This is a genomic window from Desulfobotulus sapovorans DSM 2055, from assembly GCF_059569355.1.
In genome coordinates this window covers 26,246-45,270 of record NZ_JCANVJ010000007.1, presented here as the reverse complement: position 1 = coordinate 45,270, position 19,025 = coordinate 26,246, and the positions used below count along the sequence as shown (strand labels likewise).

Annotated in this window: 17 protein-coding genes and 2 tRNA genes; 6 read left to right on the top strand and 13 right to left on the bottom strand. The window is 54.1% G+C overall.

Annotated features, from left to right (window positions below):
• Window positions 1-77: 77 nt before the first annotated feature.
• Complete coding sequence (locus BR04_RS07325) at window positions 78-542, top strand: N-acetyltransferase (protein ID WP_496355351.1); 465 nt, start codon at window positions 78-80, stop codon at window positions 540-542.
• Here BR04_RS07325 and BR04_RS07320 read toward each other — a convergent pair.
• The 7 genes from BR04_RS07320 to BR04_RS07290 form a co-directional block, all read right to left on the bottom strand.
• The gene (locus tag BR04_RS07320) at window positions 533-1,594 is read right to left on the bottom strand and encodes a hypothetical protein (RefSeq protein WP_496355350.1); all 1,062 of its coding nucleotides are present in this window, start codon (window positions 1,592-1,594) and stop codon (window positions 533-535) included. The genes BR04_RS07325 and BR04_RS07320 overlap by 10 nt on opposite strands.
• A 45-nt stretch (window positions 1,595-1,639) precedes the next feature.
• A complete protein-coding gene (locus BR04_RS07315) occupies window positions 1,640-2,833 on the bottom strand; it encodes a phosphoglycerate kinase (RefSeq protein ID WP_496355349.1) in 1,194 nt (397 codons plus the stop codon).
• A 65-nt stretch (window positions 2,834-2,898) separates the two neighbouring features.
• Window positions 2,899-3,165, bottom strand: coding sequence for a hypothetical protein (locus tag BR04_RS07310; protein ID WP_496355348.1), 267 nt, complete (start codon window positions 3,163-3,165; stop codon window positions 2,899-2,901).
• Entirely contained in the window at window positions 3,165-3,905 is a 741-nt protein-coding gene (radC, locus tag BR04_RS07305; RefSeq protein WP_496355347.1) for a RadC family protein, read from the bottom strand. The genes BR04_RS07310 and radC overlap by 1 nt, the downstream gene beginning before the upstream one ends.
• Before the next feature lie 26 nt (window positions 3,906-3,931).
• The gene (locus BR04_RS07300) at window positions 3,932-4,966 is read right to left on the bottom strand and encodes an NAD(P)H-dependent glycerol-3-phosphate dehydrogenase (protein ID WP_496355346.1); all 1,035 of its coding nucleotides are present in this window, start codon (window positions 4,964-4,966) and stop codon (window positions 3,932-3,934) included.
• 81 nt (window positions 4,967-5,047) lie between these two features.
• Window positions 5,048-7,552 carry a DNA gyrase subunit A gene (gene gyrA / locus BR04_RS07295; protein ID WP_496355345.1) on the bottom strand — a complete coding sequence of 835 codons (2,505 nt, stop codon included), beginning with the start codon at window positions 7,550-7,552 and terminating at the stop codon, window positions 5,048-5,050.
• 409 nt (window positions 7,553-7,961) lie between these two features.
• A complete protein-coding gene (locus BR04_RS07290; protein ID WP_496355344.1) occupies window positions 7,962-9,254 on the bottom strand; it encodes a thiolase family protein in 1,293 nt (430 codons plus the stop codon).
• A gap of 201 nt (window positions 9,255-9,455) precedes the next feature.
• Between BR04_RS07290 and BR04_RS07285 the strand changes: the two genes are divergently transcribed.
• On the top strand, window positions 9,456-10,223 hold the full coding sequence (locus BR04_RS07285) for an NRDE family protein (RefSeq protein ID WP_496355343.1): 768 nt from the start codon (window positions 9,456-9,458) through the stop codon (window positions 10,221-10,223).
• On the opposite strand, the gene BR04_RS07280 is transcribed toward BR04_RS07285, so the two are convergent.
• The 6 genes from BR04_RS07280 to trkA form a co-directional block, all read right to left on the bottom strand.
• A complete protein-coding gene (locus BR04_RS07280; RefSeq protein WP_496355342.1) occupies window positions 10,214-11,560 on the bottom strand; it encodes a replication-associated recombination protein A in 1,347 nt (448 codons plus the stop codon). The genes BR04_RS07285 and BR04_RS07280 overlap by 10 nt on opposite strands.
• 8 nt (window positions 11,561-11,568) lie before the next feature.
• Window positions 11,569-12,984: a ribosome biogenesis GTPase Der gene (der, locus tag BR04_RS07275; RefSeq protein ID WP_496355341.1), complete on the bottom strand. Its 1,416-nt coding sequence runs from the start codon at window positions 12,982-12,984 to the stop codon at window positions 11,569-11,571.
• A 104-nt stretch (window positions 12,985-13,088) separates the two neighbouring features.
• Window positions 13,089-13,166: transfer RNA gene (locus BR04_RS07270), tRNA-Glu, on the bottom strand.
• Between the two features lie 8 nt (window positions 13,167-13,174).
• Window positions 13,175-13,250: transfer RNA gene (locus BR04_RS07265), tRNA-Lys, on the bottom strand.
• Window positions 13,251-13,556: 306 nt separating this feature from the next.
• The gene (locus BR04_RS07260) at window positions 13,557-15,005 is read right to left on the bottom strand and encodes a TrkH family potassium uptake protein (protein ID WP_496355340.1); all 1,449 of its coding nucleotides are present in this window, start codon (window positions 15,003-15,005) and stop codon (window positions 13,557-13,559) included.
• A complete protein-coding gene (trkA, locus tag BR04_RS07255) occupies window positions 15,006-16,418 on the bottom strand; it encodes a Trk system potassium transporter TrkA (RefSeq protein WP_496355339.1) in 1,413 nt (470 codons plus the stop codon).
• Between the two features lie 252 nt (window positions 16,419-16,670).
• On the opposite strand from trkA, the gene pseC reads away from it, so the two are divergent.
• The 4 genes from pseC (at window position 16,671) to BR04_RS07235 (ending at window position 18,948) form a co-directional block, all read left to right on the top strand.
• Window positions 16,671-17,849, top strand: coding sequence for a UDP-4-amino-4,6-dideoxy-N-acetyl-beta-L-altrosamine transaminase (gene pseC, locus BR04_RS07250; protein ID WP_496355338.1), 1,179 nt, complete (start codon window positions 16,671-16,673; stop codon window positions 17,847-17,849).
• A 145-nt stretch (window positions 17,850-17,994) separates the two neighbouring features.
• Window positions 17,995-18,312, top strand: a complete 318-nt coding sequence (locus BR04_RS07245) for a PD-(D/E)XK nuclease domain-containing protein (protein ID WP_496355337.1) — start codon at window positions 17,995-17,997, stop codon at window positions 18,310-18,312.
• Window positions 18,269-18,571, top strand: a complete 303-nt coding sequence (locus BR04_RS07240; RefSeq protein WP_496355336.1) for a nucleotidyltransferase domain-containing protein — start codon at window positions 18,269-18,271, stop codon at window positions 18,569-18,571. Before BR04_RS07245 ends, BR04_RS07240 begins: the two co-directional genes overlap by 44 nt.
• Entirely contained in the window at window positions 18,535-18,948 is a 414-nt protein-coding gene (locus BR04_RS07235) for an HI0074 family nucleotidyltransferase substrate-binding subunit (protein ID WP_496355335.1), read from the top strand. Before BR04_RS07240 ends, BR04_RS07235 begins: the two co-directional genes overlap by 37 nt.
• Window positions 18,949-19,025: the final 77 nt, after the last annotated feature.

The following is a 19,025-nucleotide window of genomic DNA, read 5'->3' as shown; positions in this document are numbered from 1 at the left end:
AAAGAACTTGCTCCCCCATGAAAAAAGGCGTAGAGGAAGCATTTTATCTGTTACCCCTCGGAGAAAAGGAAGGTTCCATGGTTCGTCACGCCACCATCAAAGATATCCAGTCCATTTATAAATTGTTGCAGTTCTTTGGAAACAGGGGAGATATGATTGCCAGGCCCTTGAGTGCCCTTTATGACCATGTGCGGGATTTTGTGGTGTATATCTCACCCAGAACGGGGAAGGTAGCGGGATGCTGCGCCCTGCAGTTCTGCTGGGAAGATCTTGCGGAAATCCGCTCCCTGGCCGTGGAGGAAAGCCTGCACAACCAGGGGATCGGCAGAATGATGGTGGAAACCCTGGTTGCAGAAGCGAGAAGCTATGGCATCACCCAGCTTTTCACCCTGACCTACCAGCCTGGTTTTTTTGAAAAAATGTCTTTTAATAAAATTGACCGTGCCGACCTGCCCCTGAAAATCTGGTCTGACTGTGTGCACTGTGTCAAGTTTCCCGACTGTGATGAAACTGCCATGAAACGGGAACTGATCTACGCGTAGATAAGATTTACGGGCAAGGGAGGATACAGCCAGGCCTCCACCATGGGCAGAATCCGCTGGGAGCCCACGGTCACCCAGTAAGGATCCGGGTTGATTTCCCGGAGCTTACCATCTTCCGGGGGCTTGGCATGCTGGGTACGGGTGTAGAGCACCTGAAAGACAAAAACCGCATTTTTTCCTTCCCGGGCCACGGCATAATGCTTTCGGAAGGTAGAAACGGACATGTGATTTTCATCGGCCAGTGTCCGGGTTTCCTCATCGGTGAAGCGCACCAGGGTCGTTTTGCTCACCCCCCTTTCCGAAAGACGGATCAGGGAACGGGATTCGCTGCTGCCGGCATAGATGGTGGAAATACAGGGAAGTCTTCTCAGATACTGAGCCGCCACAATGGCGGCTGTGCGTCGGCCTCCGGCCATCACGGGCTGGGCATAGTATTCAAAGAATTTTTTCTGCACATCCTCTGCATACTTATCCCCCTTTTCATACAGATCCTTGGAAATATAACGAAGCCTCCTGGCCATGTCCTCTGCGGCATCGGCAATGGGCCAGTCGATACGGACATGAAAATGGGACAGATTGTACCTGTCCCGCCCCCGGCTCATGGGATCCCTCTGAATAAGGAGCGCATAGTCCACGGGCAGCAGTTCTCTCAGGACATCCACAAACTGGCAGGACTCAAGATACTTCTGGCTCCGGTCAAAGTCATTGGCCAGAGAAAGGGTCTTGGTTCTGAGCAGATTGACCTTGGTTGTTTTGTTGTCATCAAAAAAACGGATGTATTTTTTGTGAACAGCAGGAATGGTATCTTCCACAAAGATGACAAGAAAGGCATTCTGTGCGTCATATTCAAGGCTTGGAATCCGGGCTTTGGGCTTGAGTTCTCGACGTTCCACAAAGGGATAGGGAACCTTCCTTGCCTTGAAGTTGGCATAGGAGTCCACCAGAGCATACTGAATCATCTGGTAATCCAGCTGATCCCGCAACAATTCATAATACGATCTCCGAAGCCGGTTGGCCGGACTCAGATGTTCCCGGTATGTCCAGAAGCTCAAGCCATTATCCTCCCCAAAACCCGATCTATCCCATGGTGGTTCACATCAGTCCGTTGACGATGCATCCTCCAGGGCCTCCACCGCAGGCAGGGACTGGCCCTCCAGCAGCTTGAGAAAGGCCCCTCCCCCTGTGGAAATATACCCCATGGCCGATGCCACACCAGCCTTGTGAATGGCCGTGTCCGTATCCCCGCCCCCTACAATGGTCAGGCCGTGACAGGCCGCCACATGGCGGGCCAGGCCCATGGTGCCACTACTGAAGGGCTCCATCTCAAAAACACCCATAGGGCCATTCCAGACCACGGTTTTGGCATTGGCGAGGGCTGCGGCATACAGTCTTACCGTTGCAGGCCCGCAATCCGCCACCATCCAGCCTTCAGGGATCTCCTGAACGGGGGTCACCACGCCCACACCATCGGCCACAATTTCTTTGGTCACCACAGCATCCACGGGCAGATAAAAACGCACGCCCCTTTCCCGGGCCGCGTCCATCACCTTCCGGGCTGTATCCAGCATTTCATCTTCCACGAGGGAAGCCCCAACAAACAGCCCCGAAGCCTTGAGAAAGGTATTGGCCATGGCACCGCCAATGAGCACCTTGTCCACCCTATGCAGCAGGTTCTCCAGAGCTTTGAGTTTACTCGATATTTTAGCCCCTCCGACAATGGCCACCAGAGGACGGGCAGGTGCACCCATGGCGGACTCAAAATACCGCAGCTCATCCATAAGGAGATGGCCTGCGGCCTTTTCCCTGACAAAGCGGCAGATGGCATGCACAGACGCATGTTTTCTGTGACATACGGCAAAGGCATTGTTGATATAGACATCACAGAGAGCTGCAAGCTGGCGGGCAAAGGCCTCGTCATTGGCCTGCTCTTCCGCATGAAAGCGCAGGTTTTCCAGCATAAGAATTTCACCCGGCCCCAGTTTTTCAACAGCAGCCTGCACAGAAGATCCCACACAGTCTTCCGCCATGGTCACAGGCCGGTTCAGGAGTACGGCAAGATGCTCCGCAGCAGACTTGAGACTCAGGGCAGGCAGCACCTGTCCCTTGGGTCGCCCCAGATGGGAAGCCACAATGACCCGTGCACCGGAATCCGCAGCAAAACGGATGCTCTCCATCCCTCTGCGAATACGGGTGTCATCCGTGATCTTTCCCGTCTTGTCCATGGGTACATTAAAGTCCACACGCATGAGAACCCGTTTTCCCGCCAGCGGCAGATCCACGATCCCTTTCACAATTCCTCCCCTGATTCAGATTCCGTAGCTGCTGGCCCCAGGATCAGCCTCCCTCCAGCAGGCAGTTATGATTTGTCCTGCACCTTTTTCAAACTCAGCGCTTTACGTCTGGACCACCGTCCGAAAAACCCCAAATGGCCGGAGGCGTAGGCTCTGTCCACCTTTTCTTCCGCAGCTTTCCAGCCCTCAGATCCTTCCAGAGCGGCCCTCAGGCAGGCTGTCTTTTCATCACAGGCAAGGCAGGATACCGGACTTTCCCGCAGACCCTCTGCTCCCAGGGGAAAAACCCTGTCCAGCACCCCGAAACAGGGCTGTGTCTTCTTTTCCCCCATCACGGCCCCCACTCTTTAAGAAACCTGGATTCCGCCTCACGGATTTCCTGGTGCAGAGCTTGCATCACGCCCTGCTCGGCAAAACTGTAATACTGATTGTGACCAATAATAAGATGCTCATGTACCGTCACGCTCACAGGAGCCAGGGCATGTACCAGGCGGCGTGTAATGGCATAATCCTCCCGTGAAGGGGACGTGTCTCCGGAGGGGTGATTGTGTACCAGAATCACCGAAGCCGCCTGATGGGCTAAAACCGAACGCAGTACTTCCCGGGGATAAACCGGGCTTGCGGACAGACTGCCTTCAAACAGGGTCTCCACCTCAAGCAGACGGTTTTTCACATCGAGATACAGTACGAGAAAAGCCTCCCGACTGCACTCCCGAAGACGATGGTAGAGATAGTCCATCACGGCCTGGGGGGTTCCCACAATTTCACGCCCCACAATACGCTGCTTCAGAAAACGATCCGCAGCGGCTTTGACCAGTCGGATGGGGATGGCATTGGTTTCCCCCACCCCCTTGATTTCACAGAGTTCTCCAAAACCCGCCTCAAAGACACCCGGCAGGGTCTTAAAACGCTTCAGCAGCTCCCAGGCAAGAGCCTTGCAATCCTTCCGGGGTGTCCCCAGGGTCAGCAGCAACTCCAGAACTTCATGATCCTGAAACCCTTCCAGACCAGACTCCCGGAAACGCTGACGCAGTCGCCTGCGATGCCCCTCCTGCGTGGATTTTTCATCCATGCCCCTTTCCTCCCGGAAATCAAGACTCAGACAAGTTCATCGAATTCCTGTTTCAGGGTTCGGTTCATCAGCCGGTCCACCGCATCCTGAGGAGAACTGTTCTCATACAGTACACGGTAGACCTCATTGCAGATGGGAAGCTCCACGCCAAGTTTTGCCGAAAGATTGTACACGGAACGGGCGGATTTGACGCCTTCTGCCACCATGCGCATCTCCTTTAAAATAAGATCCAGGCTTTTCCCCTCACCGATGAGCTGGCCTACGGTATGGTTCCGGCTCAAGGAACCCGTGCAGGTCAGCATGAGATCCCCCACTCCGGAAAGACCGGAAAAGGTATGGGGATTGGCTCCCATGGCCACACCAAGACGCCGGATTTCCGCAAGGCCCCGGGTGATGAGGGCTGCACGGGTATTCAACCCCAGTCCCATGCCATCCACCACGCCTGCGGCAATGGCGATGACATTTTTCATGGCACCGCCCACCTCCACCCCCATGACATCCTCCGTACTGTAGACCCGGAAAATGGGGCTGGCAAACACCTCCTGCACCTGCCGGGCAATCTGCGGGCTTCGTGCCGCCACGGTAACCACTGTGGGACGCCGCTCCCCCACCTCCCGTGCAAAACTCGGCCCAGACAGAACGGTCATGCGCTCTTCCGGAATATGGAGAATTTCTTCCTGTAAAATCCCCGTCATGGTTTTATGGGTCACATTTTCAATGCCCTTGGAGGCCGTCACAAGAAGGGTCTTTTCCGAAAGACACGCTGCCACCCTCCGTGCCGTCTCCCGCATCACATGGGAGGGTACCACAAAGAGCACCATCTCCTTGTCCCGCACAGCCGCCTCAATATCCGTCGTCGCCATCAGGGTATCCGGCAGTGCAATCCCCTGAAGATAGGTTCTGTTTTCCCGATATTCCGTTATCTCCCGTGCCACTTCAGGCTCGTAGGCCCAGAGCGTTACAGGATATCCTTTATCCGCAAGCAGCATGGCCAGAGCTGTCCCCCAGCTTCCCGCTCCCAGAACACCAATCTGAAATGCCGCTATTTCCCGATGTGGCATACATCCACCCCTAAAACCCTGTTTTCTGCTTCCCGCCCGGCCAGAAAGGCCAAAGCGGAAAGACCGGTCTATTCCAGATCCTCAAATCCCTTCAAGATCCCCGGCCTCACATACACCCCGGGTATCTTCTCCGCCATCCTCGCCATTGCCATTTTCTTCCCTGGCATCTTCATCCAGACGGGCAGCATCAATGAGCCGCTCTCCCTCTTCCAGCTGGATCAGACGAACCCCCTGGGTGGCTCTGCCAATAACGGAAATGCCACATGCGGACATGCGAATGAGACGTCCCTTGTCGGAAACCAGCATGACATCATCACTGTCCTCCGTCAGCACCATGGCCACCACCTTGCCGTTACGCCCATCGGTGCGGATACCAATAACCCCCTTGCCGCCCCTGCGCTGCAAGGGAAAAGCCTCAATGTCCGTTCGCTTGCCATATCCGTTTTCCGTGGCCGTGAAGAGGGTGTTTCCCTGGCCCGTCACCTCCATCCCCACAATATAGTCGTCTTCATCCATACGCAGCCCCCGTACTCCACGGGATACCCGCCCCATGGGCCGTACATCGGATTCGGGGAAACGGATGGTCTGCCCCTGGGCCGAACTCAGAAAGACATCCTGGGAACCGTCGGTGATCCGTGCGGCAATGAGGGCATCGCCTTCCACCAGATCAATGGCGATAATCCCCCCTGCGCGGGGTCTGGAATAGGCCATGAGGTCGGTCTTTTTCACCAGGCCCTGACGGGTAGCCATGAGGATAAAACGGTTTTCTTCGAAATCCGGAACCGCCAGCACCGTGCTCAGACGCTCTTCAGGCTCCATGTTCAAGAAATTGACAATGGCCTTTCCCTTGCTGGTTCTGCCCCCCTGGGGAAGTTCCCAGACCTTGGACCAGTAGACCTTTCCCAGGTTGGTGAAAAAAAGAAAGGTATGGTGGGTGGATGCGACAAAAAGCCGTGTCACAAAATCCTCTTCCCGGGTGGTCATGGCAGTCTTTCCCCGTCCGCCCCTGCGCTGACTCTGGTAGAGGGTTATGGGATTGCGCTTGATATATCCCGTACGGGTGAGGGTAACCACCATGTCCTCTTCCACAATGAGATCTTCCATGCCGATCTCACGGGTGGCTTCCACAATTTCCGTCCGACGGCTGTCCCCGAATTCTTCCTTGAGGGAAACCAGCTCCTGCTTGATCAGATCCATGACAATGGACTCACTGCCGAGAATATCCTTGAACCAGGCAATATCCTTCATCACTGCGGCATACTCTTCCAGAATACGATCCCGCTCCAGACCCGTAAGCCGCTGCAACCGCATGTCCAGAATGGCCTGGGCCTGTAGAGCAGAAAATCCAAAACGGCTCATAAGGCCATCCTTGGCTTCCGCAGGAGAAGAGGACTTACGGATCAGGGCCACCACTTCGTCAATGTGGTCAAGGGCAGTTTTAAGACCTTCAAGGATATGGGCGCGGGCTTCCGCTTTTTTCAGATCATGACGGGTACGGCGAATAATCACTTCTTTTCGGTGACGAATGAAATGAACCAGCATTTCCTTCAGGGTCAGCAGTTCAGGCCGGTTGTTCACCACGGCAAGAAAGATGATCCCGAAACTGTTCTGAAGCTGGGTATGTTTGAAAAGCAGATTGGTCACCACCTCGTGCATGGCTTCTTTTTTGAGACCAATGGCGATACGCATACCGTCCCTGTCAGATTCATCCCGGACATAGCGCACACCTTCAAGCTGCTTGTCCCGCACCAGTTCCGCAATTTTTTCCACCAGCCTGGCCTTGTTCACCTGATAGGGCAGTTCCCGCACAACCAGAGTTTCCGCACCGGTCTTGGGATCGGTTTCCAGATCCATGAGGGCGCGGACGCGGATAATCCCGCGACCTGTCCGGTAGGCCTCCACAATCCCGGATTTGCCATAGATGATGCCGCCTGTGGGAAAGTCCGGGCCAGGAAGAATGGCCAGAAGATCCCCCGTATCAATATCCGGATCCTCAATCACCGCAATAAGGGCATCGGCCACTTCCCTTAAGTTGTGAGGCGGAATATTGGTGGCCATCCCTACCGCAATGCCTGAGGAACCGTTTACCAGGAGGGCCGGAAAACGGGAGGGCAGTACCAGGGGTTCTTCGAGAGAATCATCATAGTTGGGAATGAAATCAACGGTATCCTTGTCAAGATCCGCCAGCATTTCATGGGCCAGACGCTGCATCCGGATTTCCGTATAACGCATGGCCGCCGGTGCATCACCGTCAATGGAGCCGAAGTTTCCCTGACCGTCCACCAGGGTATAGCGCATGGAAAATCCCTGGGCCATGCGCACAATGGTATCATAAACCGCTGCATCCCCATGGGGATGGTACTTACCAATTACATCGCCCACAATACGGGCAGATTTTTTATAGGGACGATTCCAGTCATTCTTGAGTTCCCGCATGGCAAAGAGTACACGCCGGTGCACAGGCTTGAGACCGTCCCGCACATCCGGCAGGGCGCGGCCAATGATCACGCTCATGGCGTATTCAAGATAGGACTGCCGCATCTCGCGTTCAATGCTGATTTCCCCACGCAACTCTGTATCGATCATGGACACATCCTGTTTTCCGCCGGGAACCCTCCTACAAGAACCAGGTAAAAGGGACTCCCTCTTTATGGATTCTTTTCAATTTTCCTGACCCTCTGCATCGGCAGAGTTCCGTTTTTTCCAGTGTTTAAAAATCCGCCCCCCTGGGCTTCAGGTCTTTCCGAATTCAGCCCCCACAGAAAAGAAGCGGCGTTAAACGCGCCACTATACCATCCCTGAACAAAGCCCGCGACCTTTTTTCATCCCAGACCTCAAAAAGCCCTGCTCATAACAGAACCCCATAAAAAAAGGATCGCATCCACATCGAAATGCGGATACGACCCCCAAAAAAACAGCTTGCAGCGTGTTCAGCAGCTTACCATGGGCCGGACATGCCCTGCCCCTCCCTGCGAAACACAATCATGCAGGAAAATCAGCCTGCCTGCTCCACGATCATGGCCATGCCCATACCGCCACCAATACACATGGATACAATGCCCGTACCATATCCCTTACGCTGCATCTGATACATGCCCGTAACCATCTGCCGTGCACCTGTGGCCCCAATGGGATGCCCAATGGAAATGCCGGAACCCAGTTCATTGGGTTTTTCATAGGCAATCCCAAGCTCAATCATGCAGCCAATGGCCTGACCGGCAAAGGCTTCATTCAACTCGATCATGTCGATATCGCCTATCTGCATTCCCGTACGTCCCAGAAGCTTGCGAATGGCAGGAACGGGCCCAAGGCCCATATAGGCAGGATCCATGGCACCAGAAGCAAATCCCTTGATCTTAACAATGGGCTTCAGCCCCATAGCCTTGGCCTTTTCCGCGCTCATCATGAGAACGGCAGCCGCACCATCGTTGATACCGGAAGCGTTACCCGCCGTCACGGAACCATCCTTTTTGAAAGCAGGCTTCATCTTGGCCATTTTTTCCATGGAGGTTTCCATGGGCCGCTCATCCGTATCAATCACCGTATCGCCCTTGCGGCCCTTCAGCACCACAGGCGCAATTTCCGGTTTGAAAACACCGCTGCGGATTGCTTCCATGGCACGCGCATGACTGAGAACGGCAACCTTGTCCTGATCCTCACGGGAAATACCATATTTCCCCACAATATTTTCTGCCGTGATCCCCATATGATAGCCATAAAAGATCTCATAGAGACCATCATACACAACAAGATCATGTACAGGCCCCACGCCGGTCAGTTCCATGCGGTGTCCCCAGCGGGCCTTGAGAAGGGCCATGGGGGTGTTGCTCATGCTTTCCTGACCACCGGCCAGAATCACTTCCGCATCCCCCGCCATAATGGCCTGGGCACCCAGGGCAATGGCTTTCAGGCCGGAGCCACAGACTTTATTCACGGAAAAAGCAGGCGTCTCCTTGGAGATACCGGCACGGATCATGGCCTGACGGGCCGGATTCTGCCCCTGACCGGCCTGCAGCACGTTCCCCATGATCACTTCATCCAGGGTAATGGGCACAAGACTGTCATCATAGTCATAACCACCGGCTTCAAGGTCAATCCGTCCCTGGCCCTTAAGCTTGTCCGGATAGATGGCTTCCATTTCTGCATTGGGCTGGGGCCGCAGACCCGCCTTTTTCAAGACGTCCTTCATAACCGTAGCCCCGAGATCTACACCGGAAACATCCTTGAACACACCACCAAAAGCACCTACGGCTGTCCGGGATCCGCTGACAATAACAACTTCCTTCATGTCTTTATCCTCCTTGCGATGCCAAGTGCCCCCGCACTATAGTAGATGGGTTTTCCCCGAATTCTCCGACGCTAACCGGAGATGCCGGGAAAGTCAATACACAGATGAACGGGAAACCAGAAAACAAAACGGCGTTGCAGCTAAAACATGAAACAGCCAGCAGGGTAACAACCCCTGCCCGATGAAAGGAAAGTCACCCTTATGTGCCTTATTTTATTTGCAGTGCAGCATCACCGGGACTGGCCCCTCGTCATCGCTGCCAACAGAGATGAATTTCACCACAGACCCACACAGTCGGCAGCTTTCTGGCAAGACGCCCCCCACATTCTCGGGGGAAAGGATCTTCAGGAAGGCGGAACATGGATGGGCATCCATAAAAAAAACCACCGCATTGCCGCCCTTACCAATTACCGGAATCCCTCCCTGAAAAAAGACAGCCCCCCCTCCCGGGGACACCTTGTGGCCGATTACCTCAAAAGCTACACCCCTGATGCAGATTTTTTACAGACACTCCAGAAAAAAGGCGCTTTCTACAATGGCTTTAACCTGATCTGCGGCACCCCGGATACCCTCTACTATTACGGCAACCAGACAAAAGCCCCTTACCGTATCGAACCAGGAGTCCATGGACTTTCCAATCATCTGCTCAATACGCCCTGGCCCAAGGTGACCAGAGGACGGGCACTGCTGGAAAGGGCCATGGCCACAGACCCGGAAGACAACACCCTGCTCACCATCCTGCAAGACCGGGAACTGCCAGCAGACACAGCTCTTCCGGACACGGGTATGGGCCTTGAGTGGGAACGCATCCTGGCGCCCCTTTTCATTACAAGCCCCATTTACGGCACCCGGAGCAGCACAGTGTTAAAGGTACACCGAAACGGAAACGTTTGTTTTACAGAGGTGAGCTGGGACAAAGAAGGCAGGGAAACGGGAAGAGTCACCTTTTCATGGGAAGGTCATGACTGATTTTTTTTCCGCTCATCCTCACGAATTCGACGCCAGAGATCCATGCGCTGGGCCACCAGTTTCTCATAGCCCCGATCCGAAGGCTGATAATACCGGTCTTCCTTCAGGGCTTCCGGAAGATAGTCCTGGGGAACATAGGCATCCTTGTAATCATGGGCATAGCGGTATTCCCGGCCATATCCCAGAGTTTTCATAAGCTTTGTGGGGGCATTGCGGATATGCAGGGGAACGGGAGGCGCACCCGTTTCCCGGATCCGCGCCACAACGGTCTTGTGGGCCAGATACACCGCATTGCTCTTGGGTGCTGTGGCCAGATAGACCGCTGCCTGGGCAAGGGCGCCCTCCCCTTCCGGAGATCCAAGAAACCGGTAGGCTTCCATGGCGGAAAGGGCCATGGCCAGCGCACCGGGATCGGCCATGCCCACATCTTCCGAAGCAAACCGCACCATCCTTCGGGCAAGATAAAGGGGATTTTCCCCCGCCTCCAGCATACGGAAAAGCCAGTAAAGCGCCCCATCAGCGTCGCTGCCCCGCATGCTCTTGTGAAAGGCGGAAATCAGGTTGAAATGCGAATCCCCGGCCTTGTCGTGACGCAGCACCCGATCCCCGAACACAGCAGCGACATCCTCTTTCTGAAGATGCCGGACGTCCAGACGCTCTCCTGCACCAAGACAGTGAAAAACCGCCATCTCAAGACCGGACAGGGCCGTCCGAAGATCCCCATCGGCCATCTGGGCCAGCAGCCGCAACTCGGATTCAGAAGCGGTAACTCCCAGATGACCAAGCCCCCGATCCCTGTCCCGGAGAGCCCTTTCCAGTACCTGAATACAGGCGGATTCGGATACAGGATGCAGCACCAGCACACGGCAGCGTGAAAGCAGAGCGGGAATCACCTCAAAAGAAGGATTTTCCGTGGTGGCCCCGATGAGGGTAATCAGCCCCTCTTCCACATGCTGCAAAAAAGCATCCTGCTGTGCCTTGTTGAAACGATGAATCTCATCCACAAAAAGGAGGGTACCCCGACGCTGCACACGACGCCGATTCCGGGCCTCCTCAATAATTCTGCGCACTTCCTGCACACCGGAAAACACCGCCGAAATCTGCACAAAATGCTTGCGGGTTTCCCGGGCAAGGATTCTTGCCAGGGACGTTTTGCCACAGCCCGGCGGTCCCCAGAGGATCATGGAGAAAAGACGATCCTCCCGCACCGCCTGACAGAGAAGGGAACCTTCCCCAAGAAGGTGCTCCTGACCGGCCACCGCATCCAGGGATTCCGGACGCATCCGCTCCGCCAGGGGTTTTTCTGAAGACTCAGATGCGCCAAAAAGATCGTCCATGATCCGGCCTAGCGGTTTCTGCGCTTACGTTGACGGCTCTGGGCCTGAAGTTTTCGCAAAAGTTCAGGCGAAGGCCTGCTCTTTTTCTCGCTGTAATCCGTGCGTCCGCTGCGCGCCTTGAATTCCAGGCGAATGGGCGTGAGATCCAGGCCCAGGGCCTCCCGAATCTGGTTCACCAGGTAACGCCTGTAGGAAAAGTGGACGGCATCGGGATAATTGGTCACCAGGGAAAAACGCGGTGGTGCGGTTCGGATCTGGGAAGCAAAATAGAATTTAATCCGCTTGCCATTGTGCAGGGAAGGCTCCGTGCGGGCTGTAGCCTCTTCAATGATACGGTTCAGATGGCTGGTACCCGTCTGACTCACATACTGCTCATAAACCGCATCCACGGTGGGGAAAATTTTGTTCACCCGAAGTCCGGTCAGGGCGGAAATGGTCAGTACAGGGGCAAAGGCCAAAAACTTGGCCTCCATAGAAATGGCCTCCTTGACCCGCTTTACGTCCTTTTCTTCCTGGGGCAGCAGATCCCATTTGTTGCAGATAAAAATACAGCCACAGCCCCGATCCGAAGCATAACCCGCCACCCGAACATCCTGATCCGTAATGCCTTCGGAGGCATCAAAGAGAATCAGGGCCACATCGCAGCGTTCCAGGGCCTTCAAGGCCTGAATCACAGAAAATTTTTCAATGCGCTCCGTAACCTTGCCCTTGCGGCGGATTCCTGCGGTATCAATAAAGAGGTAGGACTTCCCTCCAAAGCTCACCAAAGAATCCACCGCATCCCGTGTGGTACCCGCCACCTCACTGACCACCATACGATCTTCGCCCAGAAGCCGGTTGATCAGGGAAGATTTCCCCGCATTGGGCCTGCCCACCACGGCCACCTTAATTGGGCCTTCGGGACGACCGTCAGAAGATTCCTGCTCCATGGGGAGCATTTCTTCGGTCAACGCATCCATAAAATCTGAAAACCCATAACCATGCTCTGCGGACAAGGGAAAGGGTTCATCAATACCCAGGGCGTAGAAATCATGAAGAGCCAGCTCATGACGCTCTCCGTCAATCTTGTTTACCACACAGAAAAATTTTTTACCCTTTTCCCGCAAAAGCCCCACAAGATCCCGGTCATAGTAAGAAATACCACTTTTGCCATCCAGTACCAGCACCACATGATCAGCCCCCTCCAGGGCCAGCAGTACCTGCTCACGGATGTGTGCGGCAAAGGCATCCGTATCATTGGAAATAAAGCCGCCCGTATCCACAAGGACAAAGGCCTTGTCATCCCAGCGGGCCTCACCGAAATGGCGATCCCGTGTAACCCCCGGCATATCATCCACAATGGCATCCCGGGTTCGGGTCATGCGGTTAAAGAGGGTGGATTTTCCAACGTTGGGCCGTCCCACAAGGGCAACCACTGCTTTCATGGCATTCTTTCCTTATTTTCTGATGACATGGATCTGAAAAGACAGTTTCCTTCAGGCAAACAAAAAAAGGGTCACCCGGATGGGTAACCCCTTTTTCTTTTTAATGGCGTCCCCAAGGGGATTCGAACCCCTGTCGCCGGCGTGAAAGGCCGGTGTCCTGGACCGGGCTAGACGATGGGGACTTATTGGGTGGTGGGTCGTGTTGGATTCGAACCAACGACTCTCTGCTTAAAAGGCAGATACTCTACCGGCTGAGTTAACGACCCATGTAACCGTCAAAAACGAGTGCTTATCTACCCGTGATGCCCCCTTGTGTCAACATAAAAAAATCAGATTCTTCATTTTTTTTATTCCCACGTCAGACCAAAGCACAGATAAAAACACAAACCCCTGTTATTCATCAAATTATCCAAAGAGTCCCTCCAGCATCCTGCTCCAGATTCCGTTTTTTATGCCGTCGGATCTGTGCCTTCCTTCCCAAAAACCGGGTCTGCAACCTCAAAAAAACGGGGTCATTCCCAACTTCCTGCCGGATTTTCCCCCAAAAAAAGGACAAAAAATCTCTCTTTCCCCTACTTCCGCCAGAATTCCGGCACCAGAAAAATAATCAGGGTATAAATTTCCAATCGACCGGCCAGCATCAGCCAGGAAAGCACCCACTTTCCCACAGAGGAGATTCCCGCATAATTTTCCGTAGGCCCAACGGTTCCGAATCCTGGCCCCACATTGCCCAGAGCCGATGCCACCGCACTCACGGAAGTCACGGCATCCATCCCCAGCATGGCAAGAAGCAGGGAGCCTGCCGTAAAAATACCCAGATAAAGCGCCATAAACCCCAGAATGCCATGAATCACCCCTTCAGGAACCACACGCCCTCCGAGCTTCACCTCCCTCACCCCCCTCGGATGCACCAGGGTAAAAAGCTCATTGTGGCAATACCGGGCACAAACCATGAAACGCACCAGCTTGATCCCCCCGGATGTGGATCCCGCACAGGCCCCGATGAACATGCCCAGAAGAATCACAAGCTGGGCAGCCGGCACCCACAGTTCATAATCCGCCGTGGCAAAACCCGTTGTGGTGACAATGGAAATCACCTGAAAGGCTCCGTACCGCAGACTCTCTCCCAGGGTGGCATAAACCGGCCCCCACAACCCAAAAGAGACAAAGAGGATAAGCCCCACCAGCAACAGAATAAAAAAACGGCATTCGCTGTCCCGCCAGAAACACAGCCCATCCCCTTTCAACATGCGGAAATGAAGGGAAAAGTTGATCCCTGCCAGCACCATGAAAACCATAAGAACCCCCTCAATATAGAGGCTGTCATAGTGGGCAATGGAAAGATTTTTTGTGGAAAAGCCCCCCGTAGGCATGGTGGTGAAGGTGTGACAGAGGCTGTCAAACACATCCATCCCCCCGACCAGCAACAGCAGAAAAAGCAGCACGGAAAAAAGCAGGTAGACCTTCCAGAGAACTCTCGCCGTTTCCTGGATACGGGGCTTCAATTTGTCCGGTACAGGACTGGGCACCTCCGCTTTGTACATCTGCATCCCGCCCACCCCGATAAAGGGCAGAATGGCGATGGAGAACAGAACAATCCCCATACCGCCGATCCACTGAATCTGACTGCGCCAGAATAAAAGCCCCCGGGGCAGGGATTCAATGTCTTCCAGTATGGAGGCTCCTGTTGTGGTAAAGCCGGAAACCGACTCAAAAAAACAGTTGGTCACCCCCGGCACCATGCCCGAGAAAAAAAAAGGCAGGCTGCCGCAGAAAGAAACAGAAATCCAGCCTGCGGCCACAATACTCATCCCTTCCCTCTGGGAAAGAATCTCGCCCATGGAACCGCGTAAAAAAACGTACAGGAGACCTCCGGAAAGGCAGGAAAGCATCATGGAGAACAAAAAGGCCCTGCTGCTGCCATCTCCATACCAAAGAGAACAGGCCAAGGGAAAAACCATGGAGACTCCCGTTGCAAACATCAGAATCCCCACCACCTGCCCAATCATGCGTCCATTCATTTAAAAATACTCCAGCTTGACGGTAAGGGCTTTTTCCACCTTGGAAACGGCTTTTCTTTTGGCAAAAATAACCACCCTGTCTTCGGGTTCAATGACTGAATCCCCGGAAGGAATCACAATTGCACTGCCCCGGATAATACTGATAACCAAAGCTCCCTTGGGAAAAGCAAGGTTCCGCAGGGGTTTTCCAACAATGTCCGATGTAGGCAGGGCCACTACCTCCAGAACCTCAGCCTGATCCCCCTGAATGGACATGGCCGCCAGCACCTTACCCCTCCGGATATGCTGCAGAATAGAATCAATGGCCGACAGTCTGGGGCTGACAATCTGATGGATGCCGATGGTGGACATGAGGGGAAAATAGGAAAACCGCGTCAGCCGTGTGATTGCCGTATCCACACCCATTTTCCGGGCCAGGAGGGAAACAAGAATATTGGTCTGCTCATCACCGGTAAGCGTTACCAGCACATCCATACCCCGGATATCTTCTTCTGCCAGCAGAGCCTGATCCGAACCATCTCCGTGAAGAATAATGCTTTTATCGAGAACTGCCGCCAGCTCCCGGCAACGCTCCGCCCTCTGCTCCACAATCTTCACCTGATACTGCTGTTTTTCGAGAGAGGCTGCCAGACGGTACCCCAGACGCCCTCCGCCCACAATCAATACCCGGCGTACAGGCTTCCTTATTTTTCCAAAGGCGGCAAGGACATCCAGAAGGTGTTTTTTTTCACTGACCAGATAGATCAGATCCCCTGCCTGGAGACAGTCCCGGCCTGTTGGGATAATCAGTTTCTCATCCCGCAGCACCGCAGCCACCAGGGTTCGGGCACTCCCCAGATATTTCGGCAGATCCGGAAGCTGTACCCCGTCCATGGGGGATCCTGCATCCAGCCGGAGTCCCACAAACTGCACCAGCCCGCCCACAAGCTCTCCGGCTTCCACGGCCCCCGGCACCCGAATCAGGCGCTCAATGGTGCGAACCGCCTCAATTTCCGGATTGATCACACTTTCGATATGGGGCGCTCTTTCCCGCAAGAGGGGATGGCAGCCTTCAAAATCTCCGTTCCGGATACGCACCAGCTTGCGGGTACTGGGAGACAGCATATCCGCCACAAGACAGGCCACAAGATTCACCTCATCGGAGTCGGTCACGGCCAGCAGAATCTCCGCCTCCCGTATACCGGCCTCCTCCAGCACCAGAGGAGAGCTGCCCTGCCCCTTCACCACCTGCACATCCAGGGTATCCGACACCCGGCGCAAAGCCGCGGCATCCTTGTCCACCACCACCACATCTTTATATTCAAGGGCCAGGCGACGCGCCACATGGTAGCCCACCTCACCCGCACCGACGATGACAATTTTCACGTTTCTCCTTTCCCATGTACGGCTTCGGGTATCCCCGGCCCAGAACAACCACCTTGCCGGAAGGATCGTTTTATCTTTCGCTTTTTACGCGGTTTAAAGCCCAAAGGCCAGCCATGCCCCTGCAAAAAAAAGACAGCCCACCCTGAATGGGCAGAGGCTCCTGCCAAATCTTTCTCCCATACGCAAGCTTCCGCTCACGCTGCCCGCATAAAAAAAATCCTTGTCCCCCCCTGTTTTTTCATGCACCCTGAACAGCAATAAAAATCCAAACCTCCTTCACGCCCCCTTTTAGGAAAGATCATGACATCGCTGCCCCCCACTCCCATTCCCTATGGAAAACAGGATATCAACGAAAAAGACATACAGGCTGTGGTGGATGTTCTCACATCGGACTTTCTGACCCAGGGTCCAAAAATTCCTGAATTTGAAAAAAAAATGGCTGCCTTCTGCGGTGCAGACCATGCCATTGCCGCAAACAGTGCCACATCGGCTCTTCATCTGGCCTGCCTTGCGCTGGGACTTGGCCCCGGAGACCGGCTCTGGACCAGCCCCATCACCTTTGTGGCCTCGGCCAACTGCGCCCTGTATTGCGGTGCTGCCGTTGATTTTGTGGACATTGATCCCAAAACCTGGAACCTCTGCCCCAAGGCCCTGGAGATCAAGCTGAAACAGGCGGCAAAGGACAAAAACCTCCCAAAGATTGTGATCCCTGTCCACCTCTGCGGCCAGCCCTGCGACATGGAAGCCCTCCACAGCCTTTCCAGACAATACGGCTTTTTCATCATTGAAGACGCCTCCCACGCCATCGGGGCCTCCTACAAAAGGGAAACCGTAGGCAACTGCCGGTACAGCGACATTACGGTGTTCAGCTTCCATCCCGTGAAAATCATCACAACTGCGGAAGGTGGCATGGCCCTCACGAATCAGGAGACACTGGCGGAAAAAATGGCCCTCCTGCGCAGCCACGGCATTACACGGGATGAAAACCGCATGACCCATCCTCCGGACGGCCCCTGGTATTATCAGCAGATCGCCCTGGGCTTCAACTACCGTATGACAGAGCTTCAGGCAGCCTTAGGGATCCGCCAGATGGACAGACTCAAGGACTTTGTGGCAAGACGGCGCTTTCTCAGCAAACGTTACGACACGCTCCTCAAAAACCTTCCCCTCACCCTGCCCTTCCAGCATCCGGATGCCGAATCCGCATGGCATCTTTACAGTATCCGGCTGCATACCGATAACATATCCCACAACCACAAAACGGTTTTTGAGGCCTTGAGGAAAGAAGGCATCGGGGTGAATCTTCATTATATCCCCGTGCATACCCAGCCCTACTATCAAACGCTGGGCTTTTATCCGGGCCAGTTTCCTGAGGCAGAGCGTTATTATAAGGAAGCCATCACCCTGCCTCTCTTTCCGGGACTGCAAGAGAAAGAACAGGACTGGATTGTGGATCTGCTGACAAGGCTTATCACATAGTCTGCAGACAAAACCGCTTCATCAGGGCCACGTTCCCATACACCAGGAACAAAAAAACAGCAGTACCGCCACAGCATTGTGCTCTGTGGGGTGCGGGATGTAAAAGGCTGCCGCATCCGCACAGAAGATCAGGAAATCATCACGGGTGGCAGGCTATGAAGGTTACTATGCCAGCATTTTTTACGGCTACGTTGCCGCTTCAGACTTTGAGGTGAGGATCGAAGATGCCACAGATCCGGGCCGCATGGATATGAGCGTCTTTTACGGAAATACCGTATATATCTTTGAATTCAAGGGAATTGAAAACAGTGCCGAAGAAAGCCCCATGGAACAGCTCTTCAAAAAACAGTACCACCAGAAATACCCAAAGCCCGGAAATCCCCTTTTCCTCATCCGCTTCCCTGCATCAGGAAAGATATATGGGCCTTTTGAAAAACCTCATCCTTTCCAGGATCGACCGTGACAAGGTCATGGTTTTTCTCTTTGGCTCCAGGGTTTCCGGCAGACACGGCAGCCGGGCCGATGCGGATATCGGCTTTCTTTCCCAGGAAAAACTGCCCGTTTCTCTCCTCCATGACATCCGCAATGCCATTGAGGAATCCATTGTTCCCCTTGAAGTGGATCTTGTGGACTTTACCCGCACGGACACCGACTTCAAGACCCAGGCCATGAAAGAGATCCTGATATGGAATCTTCCGGAAAATATGAACAAAAACGCCTGAAACTGGAACAGGCCATGGCCTCCTTTGAAAAAGCACTGGCCATCTCCCTTGGGCCATTCAGCCCCATTGAGCAGGACACCCTCAAAAGCGGACAGATACAAAAATTTGAGGTCTGCACAGAGCTTTTCTGGAAAACGGGCAAAAAATTCCTGTACGATATCCATGGTATTGAAGCCCTGTCCCCCAAAATGACCATGAAACTGCTCTATCAGACAGGCTGCACCGATGAAATTCAGTACGAAAACCTCCTTGAAATGATCAACGACAGAAACCGCCTGAGTCATATCTATAACGAAGAGCAGTTCAGGGTGATTTATGAGAGGCTGCCTGCCTATCTGGATCTCATGAAAAAAGTGCTGATAAAAAGCAGGGTATAAAATCGGCCATGCTTACCCAAAGACTCCAAAACCCGTTTCCCGACGACTTTTTTTGCCCGAAAGGCCACCACGGCCCC

What these genes read in the sequence shown, in the direction of transcription:
- BR04_RS07325 (WP_496355351.1), top strand. Translation starts at nt 78, where the DNA reads ATGGTTCGTCACGCCACCATCAAAGATATCCAGTCCATTTATAAATTG.
- BR04_RS07310 (WP_496355348.1), bottom strand. Translation starts at nt 3,165, where the DNA reads ATGGGGGAAAAGAAGACACAGCCCTGTTTCGGGGTGCTGGACAGGGTT.
- radC (WP_496355347.1), bottom strand. Translation starts at nt 3,905, where the DNA reads ATGGATGAAAAATCCACGCAGGAGGGGCATCGCAGGCGACTGCGTCAG.
- BR04_RS07300 (WP_496355346.1), bottom strand. Translation starts at nt 4,966, where the DNA reads ATGCCACATCGGGAAATAGCGGCATTTCAGATTGGTGTTCTGGGAGCG.
- gyrA (WP_496355345.1), bottom strand. Translation starts at nt 7,552, where the DNA reads ATGATCGATACAGAGTTGCGTGGGGAAATCAGCATTGAACGCGAGATG.
- BR04_RS07290 (WP_496355344.1), bottom strand. Translation starts at nt 9,254, where the DNA reads ATGAAGGAAGTTGTTATTGTCAGCGGATCCCGGACAGCCGTAGGTGCT.
- BR04_RS07285 (WP_496355343.1), top strand. Translation starts at nt 9,456, where the DNA reads ATGTGCCTTATTTTATTTGCAGTGCAGCATCACCGGGACTGGCCCCTC.
- BR04_RS07280 (WP_496355342.1), bottom strand. Translation starts at nt 11,560, where the DNA reads ATGGACGATCTTTTTGGCGCATCTGAGTCTTCAGAAAAACCCCTGGCG.
- der (WP_496355341.1), bottom strand. Translation starts at nt 12,984, where the DNA reads ATGAAAGCAGTGGTTGCCCTTGTGGGACGGCCCAACGTTGGAAAATCC.
- BR04_RS07260 (WP_496355340.1), bottom strand. Translation starts at nt 15,005, where the DNA reads ATGAATGGACGCATGATTGGGCAGGTGGTGGGGATTCTGATGTTTGCA.
- pseC (WP_496355338.1), top strand. Translation starts at nt 16,671, where the DNA reads ATGACATCGCTGCCCCCCACTCCCATTCCCTATGGAAAACAGGATATC.
- BR04_RS07240 (WP_496355336.1), top strand. Translation starts at nt 18,269, where the DNA reads ATGGGCCTTTTGAAAAACCTCATCCTTTCCAGGATCGACCGTGACAAG.
- BR04_RS07235 (WP_496355335.1), top strand. Translation starts at nt 18,535, where the DNA reads ATGGAATCTTCCGGAAAATATGAACAAAAACGCCTGAAACTGGAACAG.